Below are 24,210 nucleotides of genomic sequence, written 5' to 3'. Positions count from 1 at the left end.
ACGTTATTCCGCAGTCACTGCGGCGACTAAAACAACACCACTACCAACACTCACAATTCTGACACGAGCGTCGCGTGGCAGCACCTCTTGTGATTTACACGGCCATTGCTGGTTACCCTGAACCGGCTTTGTCAGCAAAATCACACTTTCCCCACCTTCCGGTAACGCAAATGCCAATTGACCGACCTCGCCGATCAATGGTTCTTCCACGTATCGCTTCGGCTTATTGCGTGAGAACTTCACCCAGAAAAACGCACAACACACCGTTGCAATGCACCAAATGCTAATCTGCCACTGCAAACTCACATCAGGAGCAATCAGCGTGATAGCTGCTGGAATTATCGCGGCCAGCGCCATCCATAGGCCAAAAAAAGTCAATGTGAACAGCTCAATAATGCCAAAAAGTGCGCCCAGTCCCACCCAAATCCAAACCACTGTAACCCCCTTAAAACATCTAACCGATCATAAAAACGTAAGCGGCCAACTTGTAGGCCCCGGTGCCGGATAGCAGAGCAATTAAGCCACAGAGAAATGACCACTCTTTTTCACGCCTGCGCATGACAAGGCCATCTGCCCGACTGCACAAATAAGGCATAAGTGACAGCCCCAAAAATGTCAGGCAGGTAATGCTCAGCAATGCAGCAATGAACGTTAGCAAATGAGCAACCTCTCAGGTGGTCGGATGAAGGATACAAAAATTACGCAGGACGCTCAGCATTAAACGTCCGCAGAATGGGGACGAAAAAAGTACCAGGCGACAATGCCCAAATCAGCAGCAATCCAAGGGATATAAGCCCAGGAATGATAGCTGTCTGGAGAAATGGCAATCCAACTGAGTTGCACCAGTAGTGTGATAATACTGAGCAGCCAAAATGTCATGAGATACCTCAACGATAGTGTTAGTTCGTATGTAGAGAGTTAATCACGAGTCATTCGGGTGACGAAGTTTTCAGGACCTTTTGGGTTACTCCTTCAACGAATTTCCACCGATGGCCGCGACCTTCAAAACCATAGGCTTCACATTCGTAGCCTTGGCGCATCAATGACGTGTTTATGCCGCTGACCGCACTACTCCGGCTCGCCCAGTGATAGCCACCGTTGACGTTTAACCAGTCAACAATCTCAGCAACATGCCTTTGTTTACCATCCCCCATCAACGTTTCAATACGGATCATGGTGCGTTTCCAGTCGGTCATAAATTGTCCCGTGCCTGTGGTGCCCGCAACGGCGATCCGCATATCGTCGTGAAGCTGAGCCCGCAAGATTTTCCCTTGATGACGAGAGCCAGGAACCATGCGAGGTTCAAGCTGAACCCTGAGAGAGTAATGGGCTTCACTGATCTTTTCGGTGACTCCGTCATAACGCAGTTTTCGTGAAGGCGACTTCTCAACTTCCAGCAAACCGATACCCCACTGACGCATGAGTAACAATGGAAAGTCTCGGCGGGCAGACGACTTCTTACAGGCCACATAGATGAGATGGGGAAGGCCTACCTTGTTATTGCGATATGGATAGAACCAGGCCATAGCTTGTTCCAGTACCGGCAAACCGATCGCTTTTTTGCACTCAATGACCTGTACAAAAGGACCTTTCGTGGCAACAAAATCAGGACGCTTTCCGTGGTGTTTTAAATGTACTTCGGGATAGACCTCCCAATGCAGCCACTTCATCCAGGCTTCAACGCACGCGGCAATTTCAGCTTCCGTCATATCGTTGCTGTCAGGCGAAGCGAACTCAGGCTGGTGAGGCAGGTAAGTGGTAAAGCTACATTCCACACCATCATGCGTACCGAAACGTCGGTTGTGTTTAATCATGTGGTCAGCATAGTGACTCATTGGGCATTGACCTCCTGATCTGCCGCAAACATCATTGATAACGCGATAGTGACCTGGGTGACTGTGCGATGGCTAAACGCCATGATATATGCCTGCGCAGCGGCACGAGCGTTCTCGTCTTCCACCTGCGCTATAGTTATGAAAGCTTCGGTATGGCTGGTGGGATATACCCAGCCAGCCCACCAGCTTAACGTGTAATTGAACAGTAGAATAAATGCTGTGAATAGCGTCCAAAGTGTTGCAAACGCAATCAGGCATAACATCATGCACGACAGGAACAACGCGGCCAGTGAATGCCAGCTGTCTACATCAGTGGTGATGACCCGCACAACAAACCCGACGGCACTGGCCCAGAGTGCAACAGACAGTAACCCACGTTTTCGATATTGCTGCTTCGCACCATTTCGCGCCATCATGATTTTGAACCACAACATGAAGAGCGTCAGATAGACTTTTTGTGTGAAAGTGGCGTTAGCCCAGTGAGGACGCACGCTCTTCTCCAGATACTGGTTGGCGTATTTCATCTTAACGTTGGCTCCAGTCGTGCTTCAGTGCAGATATGCTTGGGCGCGGGGCTTTGCCTATCCACTCGCAGCAGGTGAACCAGAATCGGTTAAATTTGTAGGGGATGTGGGTGTAATACCGATCGCCGTCATCTTCTTTGATTTTTTCACCGGCAATGACGGGGTGTTGGTGGCAGAACGGGCATGCCGCTGCACCGTCTGCCATTTCTGGCGCGATCGGGAATTGTGTAGCACCTAACATTTCCGGATCACCCGGCATGCGATGACGCCAGTGGGTGCCTTCTGGCAAGGTGATGAATTCATCGTCCAGTACGTATTCAAAGGTTGGCATCAAGACGTGATGCACACCGTGTTTACGCCAGCGTAACTGCGCCAGAAATTCAACTGTTTCCTCCGGCTTGGATTCCATCGGGACACGGAAGCGATACACGCCGGGAGTGCTTGGTAACCCTTCCCCCTTGGTGCCCACGGGATGCCAACAAACGTTCGCAGTAGGAATTGGATTGTGGTTGGCGTCATCCGCCATTGGTGAAAATGATTGAGAGTCAAACATGATATTCAGCACTCCTTTCGTGCAGATCGCTTTACCGAGTTGAATGAAAACACGCAGGCGCGCGCAGAATGACGAGGGTAGTTTCATCGGCGCACCTGCCCTACAGTGGCAATGCCGTGCAAGATAAACTCTGGAGGGGATCCGTTTTCAATGCGATAGATGGATAAGAAGACAAATAGCGCAACCCAGACAGTCATAAGCGGCGAAAGCATGAACGGCAACACTGTCCAGGTGGTCAATAGGAGCAGGCTCAACGATGCCCCTGCCACAATGAAAATCTGATAAAGCACCAGCTTGTAGTTGGCGACCATACGCAATAGCGCATGTGTCCGAAAGGTTGCATTATGGCGGAAGTTGCGAAACTCAATCCACATCAACCCGATCCAAAAGACATACGGGCTAAGACTGGCAGCGGCGTTAATCAGTAACATATCCCGCAGCGCCATCATCACTGAAGCTCGGTTGGTCTGTGAATATAATTGCCCTTCCGCAAGCAGGTGTACGGCACGAATAAACCCGTTATCCGCAATGTTCAGCAAGAGAACAATGATCGCGAAAACACCGAAGCCAATACGCAGAGCATTGTGTGACATTTCAGAGGTTTTCAAGCCCCAACCGATAGCGGATGTAGCCCCACAAATATAGCCGACACCCAATAGCGTTGACTGTGTCAACGAGGTTTCCTCAAACCCGGCCAGAGAGAACCAGCAAAGGCAGAAAACGCACATCACGCTAAGGCAGCACAAAAGACTACGTCGAGAGATGAGCGGGTAACGCAGTGCGCATGCCGCAATGTGTTGAAGCTCAGCAAACGGAAGAATAAACAAGCTCCGCATCAGCCTGCCCTCCGGCTTTCCAAAGCCAGTCGATTCCGGATCAGTGTGTAACGGTCATGGAAAAGGTGGCTTTCTGCAATTCCACTGGCCTGGCGACTACAGAACCAAGTCACATCATGAACTTGTGCATAAGAGACGTGTTCTTGCTTGTTCAGCAGTACAATGAGTTCACGAATGACGTCTTCTGGCGCACCACTGGCCGCGAACCGAAGCAAAGCTGCATGCGTAAACGGGGTTTCAATCGCGGAGATTTGGTAAAACAGTCCACCAGGATAACGCGCTAATGCGATCATTGAGACCATCACAGCGGAAGCTGCGCCTATCAGTGTCAACAATGGCATTACACCACCCATCGCTATAAAACTGGCCCCAGCGCTCACCATCGTCATTCCCGTGATCAGTGCAGTTGTTCCGGCCAAATTACGCTTCATGGTAACGCGGCGCATGCCCTCTAACGAGATATGACCCGCTCTCGCTTCCTGTTCAAGGAAATGCGAAAGGGACTCGTTGTACTCGGTGCCGGGTGTAATACTGCCTCTAAATTTGGACATAGTGCCCCCTGTGCTTGTATTACTGACAGGTTAACCCTGAGGCACTGACTGACGAAATTAAAAGGGCAGCAGAATGAGGGGGTTTTAAGACAAAAAAAGAGCCTTTTATTGAGGCTCTCTTTTGTGAAAATGGTGCAGCGCTTAGCGCTAATCCGGTAACGCGAGCAGGTGATAAAACGGCTTTTGCGCCAATTCCGTATTGGATAGGCCCCAACAGCAAGAAGCCAGCAGCGACTCCACTTTGTCCACCCTCCCTGTTAACACCACTTCGACTGGGTCGGTTTGTGTGCCGTCGTTATTGAAACCGGAGTCTAATGAGGCTTTTCTGATCCGTAGGTAGTCCGTATTTGCATTTAATCGTGCCGCGTCCATCTTCAGCCATTCCACTTCCGTTAACAGTGAGTACGGCCAGCCCATTTGAGACAGGGTACCCAAGATCGTTGTCAGCCGATACAAGTCGTTTTGAGTGGTCAGCTTGCCAGTCCCGCTGTCGTACAAGTATTGAAGCTTTTCCTTCAGCTTGGCATTGGTGGGGTGATTCTCACCTTGGCTGATAAGCCAGCGCAAGTCAGGGGCAACGTCCTTGTGAAAACGCTTTTGACGCATTGCCTGCTTCAACCATTCGAAGAGAAAAAGGTGCTCTTGTATATTTCCGTTAGCACGGCCATCTCTTTTGGCAATACCCAATGCGGTAAGCGCACACCAGGCAAGGTGCGCGCTCATTTGGTTTAAGGTCGTCTTTGTTTGGTTCATAACGTCAAGTATTGCCTATATTTCTCTTTTGTTTACAGCGCTATTTTACCCGAAATCTCACTGATATTCATGACACAGTTGCCCTGGGGCTGAGTTAAGACGTTAGTCAAATGCGAAGTCTTTAAAAGCACACTGACTACGTTAGCACCTTTTTCGCAATGTTAGTGGTCTGGGTGTTCTAACGAAGGTGTATCCTGAGTCAGACCCGTTTTTGCAATACTGTCAGTCAGCGAATTAATATTTTTTTCCATCTTAAGGCGAGCATCGTGATTGTCTTTTTCTTTTTTTGCCCGGAAAAGCATGGCATCCACGGCTCGGGTATGCACCGCGCTCATCGGCACGCCGGACATGACAACTGCATTGAGATAGTCAATGGCGGGACGCTCGTCCTCTGGCCCATAGCCCAATTTGTCGTAGGCATCCTTAGACACCGTATAAAGCAATTCAATTTCACTGACTGTTAACAGAGCCTTGAACTTAGGCAAAGCCCCATAGAAGAACAGACGAGTTAAGACCAGGATGCTACCACAACCCAGCGCGTAGTACCCCGCCAGATCCATTACACGGTGAAATTCTGAGTCACCGAAACCGACCAGATGGGTACATAAATAAGTAAAGCCATACAAGACCACAAAAAATAACATTGGCGTCAGCACAGCCGACAAGAGGATATTTTCAATAAACACAGTGACCTTCAGCATACGGCTATTACTCTGCCGTTGCAGGTACAGTTGAATGTCTGTCTTATCCATATTCATCATGCTCTCTTTGAGCGCTCAAACCGTTCGTGTTAGACGGTCTGAGCGTTACGATATTTAGGGGCGGCTATACGACCGTTTTGTTTTTTCAATGGCAGATTCGAATGTCTGGCTCAAGGCGTTCAGCTTGGAATCACGTTCATCCGCCTCGACCAATGCGTTAATTTTTCGCCGGTGGCGATAATTCATTGGGATCCCTTCCCTGATCAGAGTGTCGAGGTAATCAATACCCGACTTTTGTATTGACTCTGAACACCCCATTTCTTGGTATACGCTGAACGTTTTGGAACAAAGCGCCTCGATTTCACTTACTTCCAGCAGCGGGCACAGGCGTGGAAACACACACGAATAGTACAAATGCACAAAGGCCAGCAAGCAGACACAGCCCCCGGTAAAGAAGCACAACGGGATGAATAAGAGCTCATCCACAATTTTCGGCATGATGATCAGGTGAGCGATAGAAAACAGCAACGCCATGATAAGGAAGGAGATAAGCGGTGGTGTGAGGATGCAGTCCATCAGACGTGTGAACTTCAACAACCCACAGGAGCTTTGACGTTGTAGGTACAATTTGATGTCAATTTGTTCAGTTTTCATGTTGTCCTCTTCGGTTAACGGTCGTTTGCTTTTTTCTGTACATCTTCACATTTGGGCGAAACCCCGTGCGAGCCCTGCTCTTGCGCACTCAGGATCCACCAGCCATTTTCGACTTTATGCCTTGGGCTCAACCCGTCATCATCCGCCCAACGCATTGCTACCACGAAGTTATAATTGTTAAGCCAGCGGACAGCTGTTTGACAGTACAAGGCATTTTGCAGCATTGCTTTAATGCGATTGCTGATTTTTTTTGCCTCAGCGGGACTGCTCGTTGGGTTGACGTTGAAAATCAGCGCCGGATCTGCCTGCATCATGCTCCAGGTGATAATGTCTGCTTCAGAGACTCGTGCATGGCACTGCAAAAACTCGTTATTTCGGATGGCAATACGCGACACCGCACTTGGCCGAACAGCATTGCTTTCCAAAAGTGTCGGTAATTTATCTCGGTACTGCATCTGGTCAATTTGCTTCGACTGTAATGCCGAATCTGGTTTTTCCAGTGTATGCGACCCGTGACCCGCGATTAAATATCCGGCATGGTGATTGTGCAGCGCCTTGTAAATCCACATCGGGAACCGGTGTTCAGCCGTCATGCTGGTGGCAACAATCAATGCCTGATCGTAATCAGGGAAAAACACTTTTTTATGCGACCCGAATTGAATGGTTTTTGCGCCCATCAATAGTGGTGAGCCTACAGAACGATGATAAGGTGCGGCCAAGGTAGGTCCTCCGATACAACGTTGAAAGTTAGAAGGTACACATCGAGACGTAGCCCGACTTCTCCGATACGTCTTCCGGCTTTTTATCCAACTTGACTTGGCGATCTTCGTCGCGCATTAAATCGTACCGCAACACCTTGGTGCCCAGAGATTTTGACATGTCTCGGCAATGGATAAGGATGTGAACACGATTGGGTGGCAGGTGCGGGAACCGCTGCAAAAGGATTTTTGTGAACACGACAAACGACGTTTCATTGGTGTCAAATCCATATAGGTCTTCCAGGATGAAGTAAGTGTGATTTTTATTTCCCAACTTCCCCGGCTCAGGGCACAGCTTGACGCGAAAATGAATGGCCTCGCAGGACCATTCACGGTGCGGCAGCGCCATGAGTACGAAGTCTTTTAGTAAAGTGGACATAGAACCTCTCTGGTTGTGTTAGTTGCGCCCTTGGGCGATAAAAAAATTTTACGGGCAGTGATCCCGGTGACGAAATAAATCAGATCTGTTACAGGCAAGAGTTGCTTTTCACACAGAGGCGTACATACGCCGCTTCGACTTTCTGATGGATTGACGTAATGTCGTTGTGAATGTTGCTAAGTTCGATCCGCCTGGCATGGTAGGCGTTGGATAGTTCTATGCAGCGAAAACGTTGAGCCGCGATGTACTCGGCATGACTGGGGTTTTCCTGCATCGCAACGCCCCACTGCTTAGCAGCACGTAAGTACAAGTGTTTTGCCTCAAGCTCAAGTGCGATTTTGACTGCATCCACCTCGGGCAAATACTGTTTACCCAGGCGGTCAACGATATTCGATAAAACCTTCCTGCGTGCCATCAGACCAACTCCTACGGATAGTTGAAATATTGTACGGAATTGAGAGGATGGTACGATCGGTTGGGAAGTTGACGAAGAGAAAAGCAGGACAAAACGAGCGCCTTTTATTGCGTCTCGTTTTACGACGTCGCTAGCTTGGATATTAAAAACTTAAGGGGCAATTCAAAAGATTCTTTGTAGAATCTAAATTGTACTAGCACTGACTTGTGCTCGATGCTACGGCAAATCACAAATCAATTTTAAATATTGGCCTGTACTAAATATTCATATAAAGCGTTCTATGCCCCGGATTTATCTAGCACCACAACAGCTGGATTACTCTTTATATTTTTAATAATGATTCTGCCGTTGTTATACACTATAGTACGATGAGTTTTTGTTAGAGAGTCATCCCAATAACAAGGGTCGGAATCAAGATCTTTCCAATCATTTGGATTGTTTTCTTGTGGACGAAAAACCCCCATGCGAGTAGTGAAATCATTTTTAGGAAGACCATAAAAATCTTCAACCTCTGCCATTATACGAACCAGCAGAGAGAGCGCCTCTTTACGATCAGCAACAGGGGGGTGAGCTAGAAGTTTTTCGAAAAACAAATTAAGACGAACAGCTCTTGGGGGAAACGCCATAAAACAACCTCCAAAGTAATTAGTGATAATTGAATACCCATTGGATAAGAATCAAATCCCATATATTACACATTTATAACATGTTTTCATGTGGGGAAAATTATTTTGTGTCATTTAGCTATCTATTTCTCTATGTTATCCCACTCCTTTTCTCATTGATAATTTTGTAAACGGTTGAACGCGCAATCTGCATTTCTTTGGCAATGACAGTACCGCCTAACCCGCTTGCCTTCAGTTCTAAAACTCGTTCACGGTCAACCGACCGTTTGCGTCCAAATTTAACACCTTTGAGTAATGCTTCTTGCCGCCCCTCGTTTGTTCGTTCAAGGATTCGTTGTCTTTCCGCTTCAGCAACTGCTGATAAAATGGTGACCACCATCTTTCCCATTGAACCTTCCGTGCTTATGCCATCATCCAAAAATCGAACAGCGACACCCATTGAGTCAAATTCTTTTATTAGTTGGATCATGTCTGCGGTGTCTCGGCCGAGCCGGTCTAACTTTTTCACTAGGATAATATCACCCATCTCAACTTTAACTTTGAGTAACTGTAATCCTTCGCGATTAATATGGCTTCCCGATTCTTTATCGGTAAATAAACGGTGCTTTGCAACCCCAGCATCAATTAACGCTTTTTTCTGAATGTCAAGCGATTGTTGGCTGGTGGATACCCTAGCGTAACCAAAAAGACGCAAAATGTGTCTCCTAATTCATTATCGGACATATAGTGTCTATTAATTAAAATAATCGACTTAATAGACACTATTTTATTATTAATTTCAAGTGTCCGAAATATTATAACATATCGGACATTAATTAAATTGACAATATACCTTCCAGGTTATATCATTCATTATAACTCGGAGGTTATATATATTTATGTGGGAAATATTAACGAGAGATCTCTTTGATTCTTGGTTCGAAGAGCAAAATGAGGAAACTCAGATTGAAGTGTTGGCAGTGTTAATGATTTTACGTGAGGATGGCCCCAATCTTGGACGCCCTCAAGTTGACACCCTGAAGGGCTCACAGTTTCCCAACATGAAGGAACTGCGAATTCAGGTTGGTGGTCATCCGATTAGAGCGTGTTTCGCATTTGACCCAATTCGTCGTGGCATTGTGTTATGTGCCGGTGATAAGAAAGGAAAAGATGAAACCCGTTTCTACAAGAAATTAATCAAGATGGCCGATGCGGAATATGCAGCGCACTTATTAGAGCAGGAGAAATAACATGTCCACTTTAAATGAACTACTTGCAAAACAATCCCCCGAAACGCTGGCAAAAATTGAAGACCGAGCAGAAGAAATCCGGCGTGAAATCACACTAGCTAAAATTCGTGAGGAACTGAAACTTTCTCAAACTGAGCTAGCTCAATCACTGGGCGTTTCGCAACCTTCTATTGCTAAGCTTGAAAATGTTGATAACGATCCGAAGCTTTCAACTCTGAAGCGCTACATTAAAGCTTTAGGCGGTGAACTTTCTATCGATGTAACGTTACCGAATGGTAAGAGAATTGGATTGCATCTTTGAGCATAAAGCCTCTCAAGTTCATTTATAAATAAAAATATCTTTATTAAGCATGTCAAGGAGGAGTACATAAAAAAAATGGTGGCGCTGTTGCAAATTAAGGTGAAATTATGCATGTCAATTCAATAAGGTGAATTTTAGTGATGCAAAATATTGATGAACAAGAAATATTAGAGTTAATGATTGCGAATTATTCAAACTCTAAGTTTTCTCAAATAACTGAGCTGTTAAGGATGTCTAACAAAGGCAATGACTTATTGATGGAGTTTAGTAAATATGAAAACAGATTAAATTATTACCTATCTTTAACTTCTATTTATCACACCATAATTAACATATCTTCGATTTATGCTAGCCTAGCGCTACTTGACAATGATGGCGGAATTAAAAGCCCATCATCTAACCCAAAGGGTGTTTCAAGAATGAAGCTAGAGCCTTTCGTTGGTTTGTTGATTATCCAATTTCAAAAATTAGCAGAAACACATATAAAATATACAAAAGTAGTCAAAGACGAGAAAACAAGAATTTCTAAAGAAGAGAGTGAGTTGAAGATTTTTGAATTTATAAAACGCATAAAATCAATACGTGAATTTCAAAATTTGCGTGACGGCTCATTTGCACATCCATTCGAATTAAGAAATGAAATTAAAGTTTATAAGAACCAGGATATTGCTGAAACTTTTCAAAAAGCTATAACTGAATTCTGCGCCCCTGATATTCAACTAATAAAAGATAAGCTAGTGAATATGGTAAATAAAGAAACTTGTACAGGGGCTACTTATTTTAATAAATTAATGCTTTCTTTGCCAGAGAGCGAAGTTAATGAAAAGGAAGAATACAAAAAGATTATCAAAAGACAAGAGAATACATTTCGTGAATTTACTTCCTCCGTTAATAAGCCTGATTCTTTCAGTAACTTTAATTTATTGTTTCATGGTTTTTTATCATATTATTTTTGTGGATCTAATTTGGTTATAGAAAAAAATGAATTGAAATATAAAACAACAATGAAGGATTGTGTTTTTATTAAGTCATTATATGATTACTCCGAATATGTTAAAGTGAAATATTTAAGAAATATTGTGATCTATCTTTTGAATGAAGACAAATCATTTAACGAGCTACATCAAAAAGCCAGAACGTTAAAAGACAGTATTTGATATAAGTAACTGTTTTTCTATTCATAAACCGCCCCAAGAGGGGCGTGATGTCACTTTTCTCTATAAAAAATAAAATAACATTTTTGAATGCGCATGCTGTTGTTGATGTAACCGCAAAGACCTTCTCTGCCATTAGCGTCACGGCCGATCCACAATCCAGCCAGGCGCTTGTCTGGCTTTTCGGACAGTACATAGACCTTATTGTTGAATCGCTCTACGCTTGCTTTTGGCGTGCCTTCTGGAATGTTAAACTCACCCAGGTGCGCGTAGCTGTTCAGCCGCAGAACCGTAATACTGCCCTTTTCACCAGGCTCGGCTTGCTGCACTGATTCTTTGGTTGCCTGCCCAGCCTTCCCGGCGTAGACCGTGTTTGGGTCAAACTGTGGCGCAGCAAATGCGCTGCCGGTTAAAATGATTAGCGCCCCCACCAGCGCCAGGATTTTAGATTTCATCGGATACCCTCGTTGGATGCGCCCTATACCGCTTTAGGCGCAGATTATCAGCACAATCTCACACCCCCACGGCATGTGAATGGCCCGTATAAAGAGCTCCATAATTCAGGAGAAAAGGCGTTTTTTCAATACGAGCGGAGGGAAAGCGCTACGAATTGAGGACGAAAAAGGCGATCCCTGCACAGGCAATGCAGGTAGTCATCACCAATACCCCGAAATAGCGATAAAGCGATGAGAGGAATATGAAGATAATCAGCCCAATCAGAGTCGCGAGCCAAACACCCGGCGCTATCCCGAAGGCATACCAGGCATCAGCTGGAACCCAATACCTCGGCCAGTAGATAGAGATGAGCGCCTTGCCAAAAAGAATGCATCCAAACAACAGACTGATCAGCAGAGCATAGTGGAAAAATCGAAAGTAGAGCCCACCACTACGCATTCGGCTTTGGCTCGTAGTCACCTGGTTCAGTGGCAATAACTTCACCCAGTTCGGGGCTGTACCGGAGTAATTCGTTTTTATCCAGGTACTCAACGTGGCGTTTTGTTTTGCTGTTCGAGAAGCCGAGCTCATGCGCCAGCATATTGATAGAAGGACCGATGCCGGTGCGCTTCATCATGCTTTTCACCGCTTTGATAATGGCTTTACGATCTTCTGTCAGGTACACCTTATCAGTCAGTTCATCATAGCCCTGCCCTTTAGCAATACGCATCGTTCTGGCCGTGGTTTTCTCTCCATCTATAATGATACGGCCTTGCTCATGCAGCTGCTTCACACGCCGGGCAACCAGCCCCTTTGAATAACCCAGGGCCTTACCGATATCATCGTAAGTTGGTGGAGCGCCCTCTTCTTTGATGCATTTAACCAGGTAGTTAAATAGCGTCTCCAGATGGGCTGAAGGGACTTTAGCTTTCGTCACCAGTGGCTCAGTTTCGTTTGCAGGTAGTTGGTCTGACATGATCTTTGGTCACCTCAAGCAATATTAGGCTGGTTATGGTAATGGGCGGATCCGGGTCACACTGGCGTTAACCTGGCTTACCGGCGTTTTGCCTTGCAGGAGAGTTCTGGTTTCAGACAGTGAGATTAACGCATCCTCCAGCAATTGAATTTCTGCGTCGGAAGAGGCTTCACTAATGGCTGAATTAATCCTTTCGCCGACTGTATCGAGCTCCTGAATCACACTCGAAATGACACCAGTAAGATGAGACATATACCACCTATTCGTTATGTTTACTCTATTGTAAAACAGCGCTCAAATCCAGATGTTTAACGCGCTTTCTCATGCCTGCTCTGAGAGACAATTTCCAGACCCAGACTTGTGACCTCATAATGACAGCTGCCTTTATGCTTCAGGAGTTGCCGGGCCACCAATGCGTCAAGAATGATCCGGCTCCGGCTCAGTGTCTGAACGGTTAGTGGGCAACCCGGCCACCATTCTCCATCCTGCTGGTTAACGATATCGTGCAGCAACGCGTGCTGAAGTTTACCCAGTGGTGACGACATGGTTTTTCCTTTTCAATGCGGCTCGCCGGGCTTTAATGCGGGCGTGCGCTTCGGCTTGGGGATCGGTGCATAATTGAATCGCAAGTAAGAGCTGGTGGCGCTGCTTCCGTTCATCAGCGGTCATAAAATTGAGAGCAGTAAAACCGACGGGCATGGTGCCGTGGATACGGTAGCTCTCATCGAAGCGCGCTTGCGCTGCTGCGCTGAGCGCATTGAAACGAGCAGTGACTTCATCTCGGCCAATGTCATTGAACAGTGCGATAGCGCTCAGTTCGTCTTGGGGCGTGCTGGTCATAACGATTTGCCTGTTTGATTTGTTTACCCCTTCATTGTCACATCAGACCGTCCGGTGACGAAGGGGTTAGGCGAAGTTATTCAGTCCAGTGCGTGAGCTCGTCATCCACGATGTAATCAGCTTCATCCTGCTCAAACTCTTCGGCATCAGAGATGCTTTCTAAAGACGACTCAGCCCAATCACGGCATTGGGCCTTCCGCTCATCCTCACTACCGAACTCCCAGGATACCGAACGGGACAGCCAGGCGTTGTACAGTAATTCAAGGTTGTTTGCTTTAGTGCTCATAAATCTCTCTGATAATAATTAGATCGGTTATGAATGGTTACCTACACAAGTAAAGCATGAGGTGTACGCTCGGCGAAATTCCTGGCAGGAATGGAAATGGGAAGTTGGTGTATTGTAATGATTAGATTATTTATAGTTAGATCAATGTCTGGTATTAATATATTATTTTCGTTAATTAATTATATATCACTACCATATCACACATTGGAGGTGTTATGTCTGGAGTAAGACCCATCATTATGGGTAAGGCAATGGCTTTAAATGGCGACAAAACAACTACCGGTGCAACATGTATTGCAACCATAGAAACTGTAACGTGCTTTAATAAAAAAGCATTAAGAGTGGGTGACCCGACAACAAAATGCCCGAAATGTGGACAGACAGGCACCGTTGTTTCTGGGCAGCAAGGTTTTCTAAATCATGGGAAACTTCAAGCCGTACATGACTCAATTGTACAATGCGGCTGTCCGGCAGGTTCTAACAAGGTTATTGCTCATAGTGTAGCAGCACAAGCCCAGCCAAGTCGTTTTGCAACTCAAGCCCCAGCACCATCAACACCTTCACAGGGAACCAGCTTTGGCAGTCGGATCAACCCCGTAGCGCCAGCACCTTTAAATGGTGAATGCAGGGTTTCAGATAACTTGCTCTATGATGGCGTTTTTGTGTGGACGGAAACATTTGGTTCAGGCCATTCATTTATAACAATCCACAAAAATAATAAAGTCTCATTATATTCATACGGTCGCTACGGAACGCCAGGACCATTAACTTTAACGGGTGATGGAATACTTTTATATATGACCGGTGAGGATGCTCGAAAATACATCAGAGATGAGTTATATATAACGAATGCAAGGGTTTTTAAAATAACAGATGCGGACACAGACAAAACAGAAACTTATTTTAATAACCTTTGGAAATCAGGCAGCATACCTAACCTACCTGAAAAAGCAGGTGAGTTGACTCGTAGAAACGGAAGGTCTATAGATGTTTATGATGTCTCAGGTAATAATTGCACAACTCATACAGTGAAAGGGTTGAAGCAATCTGGCACACGTATATTTGAAGAGAGTTACACTCCAATACGAACGCAGTATCCGGTCGAGCGAGAAGAGGCGTTCACGGTGCCTGTTTCATTCCAGAGTTATTTGAATGGTAAGAAAAATAACTTTAATAAGCTTGATGTAATTGAAGTAACAAATGTCTTTCATGAACAGTACCCAAATATTGACAATCTTACGCCATCAGATAAAGGGACAATGATTCAAATTTTTGAATTTGCCACATCGTCAGCTCAAATTGGTGGAGAAGCAACAAGCTTTGATGGTGGAGAAATGGGTGGAGGGGTATTAGGTAGCACTTATGATAAATAGAACGTTTTTAAGATGGTTTTTGACCATCCTGTTGGTTTTATTATTTTATTTAGGCTTGGCCGTCTTTGATTTCGGGTTTAGTTCAAGCTTTACATACAACTACATGGTGATGGGAGATAATGAACCTATTACCGTTTGGCGTGCTTTCGTGGAGGATTTACGCGCCTACCACCAAAACACGTTGGCTTATGTATATCTGGGCACCCCAGTTTTGCTGGCGCTGTTATTTGTCATTCATAAAAAAATAAGATAGTAACTGTTATGACGAAGTCGGTGAGGGACTCCCCTCACCGGTACCGTTCACCCGCATTGAATCGTTCGATTAACACCGGCAAAGTATCAGTAAGACCATAATTAGCGACCGCTTTATCGCTGGCAGATTGACGCATAACCCCATTTTCAACGACGACAAAAGCCGTAATTCCGCTAAAGATAGTTTTTTCTCCCTCATAAACTTCGACGAACACACCAGGCTCAATGAGTTGTCGTTTAGGTCTGGAAGAAGGCCCGCCATTCGATGCCCGATCACCTTTCTTTGTCTTTGAGCTACCTGGCATGAACTGACCACCTTTATAGTGTTCACCGTTTACACCAACTTCGCCGCCTTTCTTTGCTTGGCCTTTCATGTCGATTAGTAGTCCTATTAATAGGTGGTATTAAAGAAAAGCCGGGTTAACACCCGGCCAGAAAAGTGAGGCCTTGATAGCTTACCCAGCACTGGGGTAAAGACGGTTTGTCTATACTGACTGGCTCACCGCAGTGGGCGACTGAAGAGCCAAGAAAGCCAGCGCCTAGCGCCAATACTAGCAATACCGAAAAAAGTGCTTTTTTATTCATTTCCGGGCTTGGTTAAATAAAACGATGACCGTTGTTATAGCGTGCGATCAGGTCGTCAATTCTACCTGTCAGTCCGCACATCCCAACGGCCACGTCACTGGCATTAATCTGCATAATGCCTTCTTCATCGACAGCGACCACTGCGCGCACTCGATCGAAGATCGATTCTTTTCCTGACTCCACCAGCTCATACCGACCTGGCTCAATCTGAAGTCGCCGTAAATCTCGGCTTTTGCGTTGAAGTGATTGGGTCATGAGTTGTTCCTGTTAGTTGTGGCTCCCATAGTGTGGCACAGCACATTCAGGGAACGAAATGATGTAAGTTTGCGATGCTGATTCAAACATTCAGGCGCATAATCCCCCTCGCAAAATAACAGTTTTCAAAATGATGTCGTGATTTTTAGGCAAAATGGTCACCAGTCAGCGACCGTATTTCACCATCAGTTCGTGATCACAAAAGTAGGCACCCCTGCCCCTATCGTCACGCGCTGCAAGTACGCTTCTATCGCGGGCTTATCCAAGACCCCGGTATGACGTAATTCAGCAGCCATGTCCGTTAATAACGTGACGTTGTCACGCATGAACTGGTTTATGATAGTGATCTGTTCGGCATGAAGGGTATTAAAGGCGGCGATGTTATGTCGCAGAGATTCGTCTTTACCGTCATCGATCAGTAGCACATTGCCAAAGCCGTTCTGAAGGTAACGGTCCGCTTGCTCACCCCATGAACGCATGTCCTCCTGCGACCCTTCGAATTGCTTGCCATAGACGGCCAATTCCGCAGCGGAGCCTCCGAGTGCCAACAACATTCGCCAATAAAGCTGATCGCGTGATGCTCGGCCATCAAGCGCAACGTTGCTTTCCATATAGCCCAGACGTAGTACAGTTCCGCGTGTTTCACGCGTAATGGCAACCCGCATGAATTCCGGATGAGTATTCTGAAGGGCATAGACCAGGGCATGGCCGCATTCATGGATTGCTGTCAGTTTCAGCGAGGCCTCTGATCGGCGAAGGGGGGCAGAAAAACGCCCATATTCGATATGTTGCGTTTGAATTTTTGAATTGCGTATGCATAACCGGTAAACAAAGGTGACAAGATAAAAACTTACCACTGCACTAATCGCCAATTCCGGGTCACGTAGTGCCCCGTCAATAACGCCATTAATCTCACCTTGGACCTGAGCGAAAAAACGGCAGACCAGCTGAAAAACGATCACCAGCAAAACGATATCGTAGACGAGCTTACCGAAGTAGCCGAGATAATCGAAAGTCGTAGTGCGCATAAAAGTGCTGATCACTAACCAGACCACAGCCAGAGGCATCGCCAGACCTAATAGGTTAACGATTATTTTTGTTGCTCCTGTCGCAGTATCGGGTGCAGGCCATCCCCAGAGGGACCAGAGGAGGAGCCCGGCCAATGCGATGAAGGAAAGGTGCTCACGAACAAAGGCGGTTGCACGAACCCATAGCGGGATCTGAGGCTTAAGCATGATTTTCCTCCCAGAGATGGATGGGGCCATTGGTTTGACGATGCTGTAGCGGTCGGGTCAATACCGCAGGGTTTGTCTCGTTGAAATACCGGCCAATTTCAATATCCGCTTTCACGGCACGAATGATGATACCGGCTAAGTGCAACGCCTCGGGCAGATCATAAACCGTCGGTTCGTCAATGGGGTCACCGCATTGCTCTTGTCCTGCCGTGATGCACAAAGGAATGACCAGGTCGCTTTCTTTCGAGTGAAAATCGCAGCTGAGCATGTGGCTATCATCATGACGGTAAGGCCAAACATGCGCGGTGAGCGCCTGACCTTTGGCCTGTTCACGGACATAGGCCACTATCTTTCCTGCAATGCCATGAAGCCCTGTATCGGTGAAGGTAAACCCAGAGGGAACGAGTTGACTCTTTTTGGGCGATTCCAGCGCGTCACGGGCATCGCTTTCGAGTTGGTATTGATCCAGCATCTCGGCAATGGCTTCGAAATTTAGCACATCGCTTAGTGCCTTGTTCAGATCGCCATTATGGGCTTGACTGGCTTTCAGGTGCTCTTCGGCCACCTTCACAAGCATATCAGCGGCCTGATCAAACAACCTCGCAGCCTGACGCATCAAGGACTCCGTTGCGGTTGACTCGGCTTTTGGCAATAAACCTGCCTGATAAAGGGTGTTTTTGAGATGATTGATTGCGTTTTCGTAGTTCATGGAGCTATGCCTATCGGTGGTATGAAGTTCCTCATGGTAGTGGCCGCACTGGGTATAGCGAATATTTAAGGTCCTCGTTTTGATGCCCTTTTCTGTACTCCGGTTTTCACGTCAATGTTATGGTTTTCAAAATTCATAATGAGGACTGCTTTGATGAAGAAAACAATGCTGGTTTTGCTGGTTGGCTTAGCTAATTCAACGATGGCACAAGCCAGTTTCACGATCCTTGAGGATGCCGACACGCAAGCCTATGAATCACCCAATTATGATGGCGGCCTCTATGGATCCAACGTACAGGATAATCTTCCGAAGCCGCCTGCCACTGAAGAAAAGCCAGAACCGGAACCGATCCACTCTGTTGATGTTGGTCAATTTAGCGTCGCGGGCATCCGCCTGGGAATGGATTTGAATGACGCGCTTGAAGCTGCGAATAAACACGCAGAGCAACGAAACATCAATGGTGTACGAACGCAAAGCCGTGATGGCAAAGTTACGGGAATGGCCTGGGCAAACAGTAATGAAGAGGTCATTGTGCAGCTGATTGATGACACTGAAGCAGCGCCAGATAAAAGCCTTGTAAAGGCTATTCGGTACACCTTCAATAACCCTGACAGTCTGGTCGCTGGCGCGATCGAAAAATACGGTGACCCCAGCACTAAATCTAATGGTAAGTTTATCTGGTGCGCCGCGAAAAGTGATGTGAAGAGTGAGTGCGATATGCGCGCCGCATGGATGCAGATTGATACCTACACGGTCAGCAGCATTGGCATTTTAGATGCAGTGGATCCAACTCTGATAAAACGCCTTAAGCAATTGCCCGTTGAAAAAGATGGCGATACAGCCGCAGAAGAGAAAGACGCTCAAGCATCGGTTTCACCTGGCCTATAAGAAAACAACCAGCCAAACGGCTGGTTGAATAACGTATTAAATACAAGAACCACCGGACGTATCGATGACCTGCCCTGTAATCCAACGACTTCGTTCTGAAGCCAAAAATGACACAACCTCGGCAATGTCGTTAGGTTTACCCACGCGTGAAAATACCGAGAATTCAGACGCCATCTTTTGAGCCTGTGCTTCGTGTAGCCAACCGCTGTTCATGTCAGTATCAACAACACCAGGGGCAACAGCATTCACCGTAATACCACGAGAGCCCAATTCGCGTGCCAGCGATAACGTGAGCGTATTTATCGCACCCTTAGATGCCGCATAAATAGCTCGTTGGGGATCGGCAACTCGGGTTAAAACCGTCGATACGTTGATGATGCGCCCTGCTACATTAATGTGTGGTATCGCTGCTTTTAGTAAGAAAAACGGCGCTTCAACGTTGATAGACATGACTGTATTATAAATAGCAGGCTCAGTTTCAGTAATTGAAGCAGAAGGCGCGACACCGGCACAGTTAACCAGAATATCAATCCCTTGATAACCTTTTTCCTGAATGCGCTGGAAGAATTTCTGCCAAAGCTGGGATGCTTCCTGCCCTGCATGACTTGCAAAGTCCGCAGTAAAGACATCGGCATCGGCACCCAGCTGGTGGACCTCGTGAATGACAGATTTTGCCGCCTCCTGGTCTTTACCGCAATGGATCCCTACGTAGGACACGCCCATTTTAGCTAACGTCAGCACTATCTCACGCCCTATCCCCCTTGAGCCTCCCGTCACTAAAGCTACTTGGGGTCGTCTCAGAATTCGGAAAATAAAGCACGCTAAGGCGTAGTCACCCCGTGACTCCCCCGCGCCGATGCAGCGAGCTTCGTTCCGTCTTGCAGTGACGCAATCAGCGGGCAGGAAACGTTCCCTTTCCGCGCATGGCAGGCGCACACCAGTTCAGACAGCACGGCCTCCATGCGTGCCAAGTCGGCCATCTTCTCGCGCACATCCTTGAGCTTGTGCTCGGCCAGGCCGCTGGCTTCCTCGCAATGGGTGCCATCCTCCAGCCGCAGTAGCTCGGCGATTTCGTCCAGGCTAAAGCCCAGCCGCTGGGCCGATTTCACGAACCGCACTCGTGTTACATCCGCCTCGCCATAGCGGCGAATGCTGCCATAGGGCTTGTCTGGCTCCGGCAGCAGGCCCTTGCGCTGGTAGAACCGGATGGTCTCCACATTGACCCCGGCCGCCTTGGCAAAAACGCCAATGGTCAGATTCTCAAAATTAATTTGCATATCGCTTGACTCCGTACATAACTACGGAAGTAAGCTTAAGCTATCCAAACCAAATTTGAAAGGACAAGCGTATGTCTGAACCACAAAAGTCTGAACCACAAAACGGGCGCGGCGCGCTCTTCGCCGGTGGGCTGGCCGCCATTCTTGCGTCGGCCTGCTGCCTGGGGCCGCTGGTTTTGATCGCCTTGGGGTTCAGCGGGGCATGGATCGGCAACCTGACGGTGCTGGAACCCTATCGCCCGATCTTCATCGGCGCAGCGCTGGTCGCGCTGTTTTTCGCCTGGCGGCGCATCTACCGCCCGGCGCAAGCCTGCAAACCGGGTGAGGTCTGCGCGATTCCCCAAGTGCGAGCTACTTACAAGCTCATTTTCTGGATCGTGGCCGCGCTGGTCCTGGTCTCGCTCGGATTTCCCTACGTCATGCCATTTTTCTATTAATCACAGGAGTTCATCATGAAAAAACTGTTTGCCGCCCTCGCCCTCGCTGCCGTTGTTGCCCCCGTGTGGGCCGCCACCCAGACCGTCACGCTGTCCGTGCCTGGCATGACCTGCGCCTCTTGCCCGATCACTGTCAAGCACGCGCTTTCCAAGGTTGAGGGCGTGAGCAAGACCGACGTAAGTTTCGACAAGCGCCAGGCCGTCGTCACCTTCGACGATGCCAAGACCAACGTCCAGAAGTTGACCAAGGCGACCGAGGACGCGGGCTATCCGTCCAGCCTCAAACGCTGATCCGTTAACCGAACTCGGGAGCGACACATGGGACTCATCACGCGCATCGCTGGCAAAACCGGCGCGCTCGGCAGCGTCGTTTCCGCGATGGGCTGCGCCGCCTGTTTTCCTGCCATCGCCAGCTTTGGCGCGGCCATCGGACTGGGCTTCTTGAGCCAGTACGAGGGGCTATTCATTGGCATCCTGCTGCCGATGTTCGCCGGCATCGCGTTACTCGCCAATGCTATCGCTTGGCTCAATCATCGACAGTGGCGACGCACGGCGCTCGGCACGATAGGCCCGATCTTGGTGCTGGCAGCGGTGTTTTTAATGCGGGCTTACGGCTGGCAGAGCGGTGGACTGCTCTATGTCGGCCTGGCCTTGATGGTTGGGGTGTCGGTCTGGGATTTCATCTCGCCAGCACATCGCCGCTGCGGGCCGGACAGCTGTGAATTGCCAGAACAACGTGGCTGACGGCAACAGCCGTAGCCACCACAGAAAAGGAAAAATACATGACCACCCTGAAAATCACCGGGATGACCTGCGACTCGTGCGCGGCTCACGTCAAGGAAGCCTTGGAGAAAGTGCCCGGCGTGCAATCGGCGCTGGTGTCCTATCCGAAGGGCACAGCGCAACTCGCCATTGAGGCGGGCACGTCATCGGATGCGCTGACTACCGCCGTGGCCGGACTGGGCTACGAGGCAACGCTTGCCGATGCGCCACCGACGGACAACCGCGCCGGCCTGCTCGACAAGATGCGCGGCTGGATAGGGGCCGCTGATAAGCCCAGTGGCAACGAACGCCCGTTGCAGGTCGTCGTCATTGGTAGCGGTGGAGCCGCGATGGCGGCAGCACTGAAGGCCGTCGAGCAAGGCGCGCAGGTCACGCTGATTGAGCGCGGCACCATCGGCGGCACCTGCGTCAACGTCGGTTGTGTGCCGTCCAAGATCATGATCCGCGCCGCCCACATCGCCCATCTGCGCCGGGAAAGCCCATTCGACGGCGGCATGCCACCCACACCGCCGACGATCTTGCGCGAGCGGCTGCTGGCCCAGCAGCAGGCCCGTGTCGAAGAACTCCGTCATGCCAAGTACGAAGGCATCCTGGACGGCAATTCAGCCATCACCGTTCTGCACGGTGAAGCGCGTTTCAAGGACGACCAGAGCCTTATCGTTAGTTTGAACGAGGGTGGCGAGCGCGTCGTGATGTTCGACCGCTGCCTGGTCGCCACGGGTGCCAGCCCGGCGGTCCCGCCGATTCCGGGCTTGAAAGAGTCACCCTACTGGACTTCCACCGAGGCCCTGGCGAGCGACACCATTCCCGAACGCCTTGCCGTAATCGGCTCGTCGGTGGTGGCGCTGGAGCTGGCGCAAGCCTTTGCCCGGCTGGGCAGCAAGGTCACGGCCCTGGCGCGCAATACCTTGTTCTTCCGTGAAGACCCGGCCATCGGCGAGGCGGTGACAGCCGCTTTCCGTGCCGAAGGCATCGAGGTGCTGGAGCACACGCAAGCCAGCCAGGTCGCCCATATGGACGGTGAATTCGTGCTGACCACCACGCACGGTGAATTGCGCGCCGACAAGCTGCTGGTCGCCACCGGCCGGACACCGAACACGCGCAGCCTGGCATTGGAAGCGGCGGGGGTAGCCGTCAATGCGCAGGGGGCCATCGTCATCGACAAGGGCATGCGCACCAGTAGCCCGAACATCTACGCGGCCGGCGACTGCACCGACCAGCCGCAGTTCGTCTATGTGGCGGCAGCGGCCGGCACTCGTGCGGCGATCAACATGACTGGCGGCGATGCGGCCCTGGACCTGACCGCAATGCCGGCCGTGGTGTTCACCGACCCGCAGGTCGCCACCGTGGGCTACAGCGAGGCGGAAGCACATCACGACGGGATCGAGACCGACAGTCGCCTGCTAACACTGGATAACGTGCCGCGTGCGCTTGCCAACTTCGACACACGCGGCTTCATCAAGCTGGTCATCGAGGAAGGTAGCGGACGGCTCATCGGCGTGCAAGCGGTGGCCCCGGAAGCGGGTGAACTGATCCAGACGGCGGTGCTCGCCATTCGCAACCGTATGACCGTGCAGGAACTGGCCGACCAATTGTTCCCCTACCTGACCATGGTCGAAGGGCTGAAGCTCGCGGCGCAGACCTTCAGCAAGGACGTGAAGCAGCTTTCGTGCTGCGCCGGATGAGGAAAAGGAGGTGTTCAATGAGCGCCTACACAGTGTCCCGGCTGGCCCTTGATGCCGGGGTGAGCGTGCATATCGTGCGCGACTACCTGCTGCGCGGATTGCTACGGCCGGTCGCGTACACCACGGGCGGCTACGGCTTGTTCGATGACACCGCGTTGCAACGGCTGCGCTTTGTACGGGCTGCCTTCGAAGCGGGTATCGGCCTGGACGCACTGGCGCGGCTGTGCCGGGCGCTGGATGCTGCGGACGGTGACGGTGCGTCTGCGCAGCTTGCCGTGTTGCGGCAACTCGTCGAGCGTCGGCGCGAGGCCCTGGCCAGCCTCGAAATGCAACTGGCCGCCATGCCAACCGAACCGGCACAGCACGCGGAGAGTCTGCCATGAACAGCCCAGAGCACTTGCCGTCTGAGACGCACAAACCGATCACCGGCTACTTGTGGGGCGCGCTGGCCGTGCTCACCTGTCCCTGCCATTTGCCGATTCTCGCCATTGTGCTAGCCGGCACGACGGCCGGCGCGTTCATCGGGGAGCACTGGGGTATTGCAGCCCTCACGCTGACCGGCTTGTTTGTCCTGTCTGTGACGCGGCTGCTGCGGGCCTTCAAGGGAAGATCATGACCGCTTCCCAGCCAGCCGAGAGTGGGCAGCTTTGAGCTTCGCTACCAATCTGGAGGAGTACCACCATGAACGCAAACGCCCCGAACACTGCCAGTTGCACCACCTGCTGCGTATGCTGCAAAGAAATTCCGCTCGATGCCGCCTTCACCCCGGAAGGCGCGGAATACGTCGAACATTTCTGCGGGCTGGATTGCTATGAACGCTTCCAGGCACGCGCCAAGGCCGCGACAGAATCTGACATTGCGCCTGTCCCTGGCGGTTCGCAGCCGTCAGATTGAGGCATACCCTAACTTGATGTCAGATGCCATG

At 49.3% G+C, this 24,210-nt stretch carries 39 protein-coding genes; 13 read left to right on the top strand and 26 right to left on the bottom strand.

From position 1 onward, the window contains the following. Positions 1-3: 3 nt before the first annotated feature. From PSF67_RS15390 to PSF67_RS15320, 15 genes are all read right to left on the bottom strand, one after another. Positions 4-210, bottom strand: coding sequence for a hypothetical protein (locus PSF67_RS15390; protein WP_244058169.1), 207 nt, complete (start codon positions 208-210; stop codon positions 4-6). Positions 211-717: 507 nt separating this feature from the next. Beyond that, positions 718-879, bottom strand: a complete 162-nt coding sequence (locus PSF67_RS15385) for a hypothetical protein (protein ID WP_162762211.1) — start codon at positions 877-879, stop codon at positions 718-720. 50 nt (positions 880-929) lie between these two features. Further along, on the bottom strand, positions 930-1,835 hold the full coding sequence (locus PSF67_RS15380; protein ID WP_042847368.1) for a hypothetical protein: 906 nt from the start codon (positions 1,833-1,835) through the stop codon (positions 930-932). After that, complete coding sequence (locus PSF67_RS15375) at positions 1,832-2,359, bottom strand: hypothetical protein (RefSeq protein ID WP_042847371.1); 528 nt, start codon at positions 2,357-2,359, stop codon at positions 1,832-1,834. Before PSF67_RS15375 ends, PSF67_RS15380 begins: the two co-directional genes overlap by 4 nt. Before the next feature lies 1 nt (position 2,360). Further along, a complete protein-coding gene (locus PSF67_RS15370) occupies positions 2,361-2,999 on the bottom strand; it encodes a hypothetical protein (RefSeq protein ID WP_113767330.1) in 639 nt (212 codons plus the stop codon). Then, on the bottom strand, positions 2,996-3,586 hold the full coding sequence (locus tag PSF67_RS15365; RefSeq protein ID WP_042847373.1) for a hypothetical protein: 591 nt from the start codon (positions 3,584-3,586) through the stop codon (positions 2,996-2,998). The genes PSF67_RS15370 and PSF67_RS15365 overlap by 4 nt, the downstream gene beginning before the upstream one ends. Before the next feature lie 161 nt (positions 3,587-3,747). Further along, positions 3,748-4,299 carry a hypothetical protein gene (locus PSF67_RS15360; protein ID WP_162762212.1) on the bottom strand — a complete coding sequence of 184 codons (552 nt, stop codon included), beginning with the start codon at positions 4,297-4,299 and terminating at the stop codon, positions 3,748-3,750. Between the two features lie 147 nt (positions 4,300-4,446). Beyond that, positions 4,447-5,052 (bottom strand): DUF2913 family protein, encoded by a 606-nt coding sequence (locus tag PSF67_RS15355; RefSeq protein WP_042847377.1) that lies wholly within the window; start codon positions 5,050-5,052, stop codon positions 4,447-4,449. 161 nt (positions 5,053-5,213) lie between these two features. After that, positions 5,214-5,804, bottom strand: coding sequence for a hypothetical protein (locus PSF67_RS15350; protein WP_166268309.1), 591 nt, complete (start codon positions 5,802-5,804; stop codon positions 5,214-5,216). Between the two features lie 63 nt (positions 5,805-5,867). Beyond that, positions 5,868-6,407 carry a hypothetical protein gene (locus tag PSF67_RS15345; protein ID WP_042847383.1) on the bottom strand — a complete coding sequence of 180 codons (540 nt, stop codon included), beginning with the start codon at positions 6,405-6,407 and terminating at the stop codon, positions 5,868-5,870. 14 nt (positions 6,408-6,421) lie between these two features. Then, positions 6,422-7,126 (bottom strand): hypothetical protein, encoded by a 705-nt coding sequence (locus PSF67_RS15340; protein ID WP_042847384.1) that lies wholly within the window; start codon positions 7,124-7,126, stop codon positions 6,422-6,424. A 28-nt stretch (positions 7,127-7,154) separates the two neighbouring features. Further along, complete coding sequence (locus PSF67_RS15335) at positions 7,155-7,544, bottom strand: hypothetical protein (RefSeq protein WP_042847385.1); 390 nt, start codon at positions 7,542-7,544, stop codon at positions 7,155-7,157. 88 nt (positions 7,545-7,632) lie between these two features. After that, positions 7,633-7,959 carry a PerC family transcriptional regulator gene (locus tag PSF67_RS15330; RefSeq protein ID WP_042847386.1) on the bottom strand — a complete coding sequence of 109 codons (327 nt, stop codon included), beginning with the start codon at positions 7,957-7,959 and terminating at the stop codon, positions 7,633-7,635. Between the two features lie 278 nt (positions 7,960-8,237). Then, positions 8,238-8,585: a hypothetical protein gene (locus PSF67_RS15325; protein WP_042847387.1), complete on the bottom strand. Its 348-nt coding sequence runs from the start codon at positions 8,583-8,585 to the stop codon at positions 8,238-8,240. A gap of 130 nt (positions 8,586-8,715) precedes the next feature. Beyond that, a complete protein-coding gene (locus PSF67_RS15320; protein ID WP_042847388.1) occupies positions 8,716-9,279 on the bottom strand; it encodes a recombinase family protein in 564 nt (187 codons plus the stop codon). A gap of 184 nt (positions 9,280-9,463) precedes the next feature. On the opposite strand from PSF67_RS15320, the gene PSF67_RS15315 reads away from it, so the two are divergent. From PSF67_RS15315 to PSF67_RS15305, 3 genes are all read left to right on the top strand, one after another. Then, positions 9,464-9,814 carry a type II toxin-antitoxin system RelE/ParE family toxin gene (locus PSF67_RS15315; protein ID WP_042847389.1) on the top strand — a complete coding sequence of 117 codons (351 nt, stop codon included), beginning with the start codon at positions 9,464-9,466 and terminating at the stop codon, positions 9,812-9,814. A gap of 1 nt (position 9,815) precedes the next feature. Next, positions 9,816-10,115 carry a helix-turn-helix domain-containing protein gene (locus PSF67_RS15310; protein ID WP_042847390.1) on the top strand — a complete coding sequence of 100 codons (300 nt, stop codon included), beginning with the start codon at positions 9,816-9,818 and terminating at the stop codon, positions 10,113-10,115. Positions 10,116-10,255: 140 nt separating this feature from the next. Then, positions 10,256-11,272: a hypothetical protein gene (locus tag PSF67_RS15305; RefSeq protein WP_042847391.1), complete on the top strand. Its 1,017-nt coding sequence runs from the start codon at positions 10,256-10,258 to the stop codon at positions 11,270-11,272. A gap of 50 nt (positions 11,273-11,322) precedes the next feature. On the opposite strand, the gene PSF67_RS15300 is transcribed toward PSF67_RS15305, so the two are convergent. The 5 genes from PSF67_RS15300 to PSF67_RS15280 all read right to left on the bottom strand — a co-directional run bounded on the left by PSF67_RS15300 (position 11,323) and on the right by PSF67_RS15280 (position 13,806). Further along, positions 11,323-11,724, bottom strand: coding sequence for a hypothetical protein (locus tag PSF67_RS15300; RefSeq protein ID WP_042847392.1), 402 nt, complete (start codon positions 11,722-11,724; stop codon positions 11,323-11,325). A 431-nt stretch (positions 11,725-12,155) separates the two neighbouring features. Next, positions 12,156-12,680 carry a hypothetical protein gene (locus PSF67_RS15295; RefSeq protein WP_052219403.1) on the bottom strand — a complete coding sequence of 175 codons (525 nt, stop codon included), beginning with the start codon at positions 12,678-12,680 and terminating at the stop codon, positions 12,156-12,158. A gap of 33 nt (positions 12,681-12,713) precedes the next feature. After that, complete coding sequence (locus PSF67_RS15290) at positions 12,714-12,932, bottom strand: hypothetical protein (protein ID WP_042847394.1); 219 nt, start codon at positions 12,930-12,932, stop codon at positions 12,714-12,716. 273 nt (positions 12,933-13,205) lie between these two features. Continuing rightward, the gene (locus tag PSF67_RS15285; protein ID WP_042847396.1) at positions 13,206-13,520 is read right to left on the bottom strand and encodes a hypothetical protein; all 315 of its coding nucleotides are present in this window, start codon (positions 13,518-13,520) and stop codon (positions 13,206-13,208) included. Between the two features lie 76 nt (positions 13,521-13,596). Next, positions 13,597-13,806, bottom strand: coding sequence for a hypothetical protein (locus PSF67_RS15280; protein WP_042847397.1), 210 nt, complete (start codon positions 13,804-13,806; stop codon positions 13,597-13,599). A gap of 215 nt (positions 13,807-14,021) precedes the next feature. Between PSF67_RS15280 and PSF67_RS15275 the strand changes: the two genes are divergently transcribed. Together PSF67_RS15275 and PSF67_RS15270 are read left to right on the top strand one after the other, a co-directional pair. After that, positions 14,022-15,179, top strand: a complete 1,158-nt coding sequence (locus PSF67_RS15275) for a PAAR domain-containing protein (protein ID WP_094962948.1) — start codon at positions 14,022-14,024, stop codon at positions 15,177-15,179. Further along, positions 15,169-15,432 (top strand): hypothetical protein, encoded by a 264-nt coding sequence (locus PSF67_RS15270; RefSeq protein ID WP_042847398.1) that lies wholly within the window; start codon positions 15,169-15,171, stop codon positions 15,430-15,432. The genes PSF67_RS15275 and PSF67_RS15270 overlap by 11 nt, the downstream gene beginning before the upstream one ends. A gap of 34 nt (positions 15,433-15,466) precedes the next feature. Here PSF67_RS15270 and PSF67_RS15265 read toward each other — a convergent pair whose 3' ends face one another. From PSF67_RS15265 to PSF67_RS15250, 4 genes are all read right to left on the bottom strand, one after another. Next, a complete protein-coding gene (locus PSF67_RS15265) occupies positions 15,467-15,736 on the bottom strand; it encodes a hypothetical protein (protein ID WP_226617277.1) in 270 nt (89 codons plus the stop codon). Positions 15,737-16,028: 292 nt separating this feature from the next. Beyond that, positions 16,029-16,271, bottom strand: a complete 243-nt coding sequence (locus PSF67_RS15260) for a hypothetical protein (RefSeq protein WP_042847400.1) — start codon at positions 16,269-16,271, stop codon at positions 16,029-16,031. A gap of 185 nt (positions 16,272-16,456) precedes the next feature. Then, a complete protein-coding gene (locus tag PSF67_RS15255; protein ID WP_042847402.1) occupies positions 16,457-17,506 on the bottom strand; it encodes a hypothetical protein in 1,050 nt (349 codons plus the stop codon). Further along, entirely contained in the window at positions 17,499-18,215 is a 717-nt protein-coding gene (locus PSF67_RS15250) for a hypothetical protein (protein ID WP_094962950.1), read from the bottom strand. Before PSF67_RS15250 ends, PSF67_RS15255 begins: the two co-directional genes overlap by 8 nt. Before the next feature lie 153 nt (positions 18,216-18,368). Between PSF67_RS15250 and PSF67_RS15245 the strand changes: the two genes are divergently transcribed. After that, positions 18,369-19,103 (top strand): hypothetical protein, encoded by a 735-nt coding sequence (locus tag PSF67_RS15245; protein WP_042849100.1) that lies wholly within the window; start codon positions 18,369-18,371, stop codon positions 19,101-19,103. Between the two features lie 36 nt (positions 19,104-19,139). Here the strand turns inward: PSF67_RS15245 and PSF67_RS15240 are convergent, their stop codons facing one another. Both PSF67_RS15240 and merR read right to left on the bottom strand, forming a co-directional pair. Continuing rightward, complete coding sequence (locus PSF67_RS15240; RefSeq protein ID WP_241017482.1) at positions 19,140-19,880, bottom strand: SDR family NAD(P)-dependent oxidoreductase; 741 nt, start codon at positions 19,878-19,880, stop codon at positions 19,140-19,142. Positions 19,881-19,924: 44 nt separating this feature from the next. Beyond that, on the bottom strand, positions 19,925-20,380 hold the full coding sequence (gene merR, locus PSF67_RS15235) for an Hg(II)-responsive transcriptional regulator (RefSeq protein ID WP_001166628.1): 456 nt from the start codon (positions 20,378-20,380) through the stop codon (positions 19,925-19,927). 71 nt (positions 20,381-20,451) lie between these two features. Here merR and merT point away from each other — a divergent pair, with 71 nt between their 5' ends. From merT to PSF67_RS15200, 7 genes are all read left to right on the top strand, one after another. Beyond that, positions 20,452-20,817, top strand: coding sequence for a mercuric ion transporter MerT (merT, locus tag PSF67_RS15230; RefSeq protein WP_001294656.1), 366 nt, complete (start codon positions 20,452-20,454; stop codon positions 20,815-20,817). Between the two features lie 15 nt (positions 20,818-20,832). Next, the gene (merP, locus tag PSF67_RS15225; protein ID WP_000732275.1) at positions 20,833-21,108 is read left to right on the top strand and encodes a mercury resistance system periplasmic binding protein MerP; all 276 of its coding nucleotides are present in this window, start codon (positions 20,833-20,835) and stop codon (positions 21,106-21,108) included. Positions 21,109-21,135: 27 nt separating this feature from the next. Then, positions 21,136-21,561: an organomercurial transporter MerC gene (merC, locus tag PSF67_RS15220; protein ID WP_000522996.1), complete on the top strand. Its 426-nt coding sequence runs from the start codon at positions 21,136-21,138 to the stop codon at positions 21,559-21,561. A gap of 38 nt (positions 21,562-21,599) precedes the next feature. Continuing rightward, on the top strand, positions 21,600-23,285 hold the full coding sequence (gene merA / locus PSF67_RS15215; protein WP_000209296.1) for a mercury(II) reductase: 1,686 nt from the start codon (positions 21,600-21,602) through the stop codon (positions 23,283-23,285). A 17-nt stretch (positions 23,286-23,302) separates the two neighbouring features. Continuing rightward, positions 23,303-23,668 (top strand): mercury resistance co-regulator MerD, encoded by a 366-nt coding sequence (merD, locus tag PSF67_RS15210; protein WP_001277466.1) that lies wholly within the window; start codon positions 23,303-23,305, stop codon positions 23,666-23,668. Next, positions 23,665-23,901 (top strand): broad-spectrum mercury transporter MerE, encoded by a 237-nt coding sequence (merE, locus tag PSF67_RS15205; RefSeq protein WP_001087807.1) that lies wholly within the window; start codon positions 23,665-23,667, stop codon positions 23,899-23,901. Before merD ends, merE begins: the two co-directional genes overlap by 4 nt. A 65-nt stretch (positions 23,902-23,966) precedes the next feature. After that, the gene (locus PSF67_RS15200; RefSeq protein WP_000993245.1) at positions 23,967-24,179 is read left to right on the top strand and encodes a DUF3330 domain-containing protein; all 213 of its coding nucleotides are present in this window, start codon (positions 23,967-23,969) and stop codon (positions 24,177-24,179) included. Positions 24,180-24,210 lie beyond the last annotated feature (31 nt).

It is taken from the genome of Providencia sp. PROV076, from assembly GCF_028483405.1.
Taxonomy (GTDB): Bacteria; Pseudomonadota; Gammaproteobacteria; order Enterobacterales; family Enterobacteriaceae; genus Providencia; species Providencia huaxiensis.
Note: the sequence above shows the minus strand (reverse complement) of the source record. Positions and strands in the feature narration are given on the sequence as shown.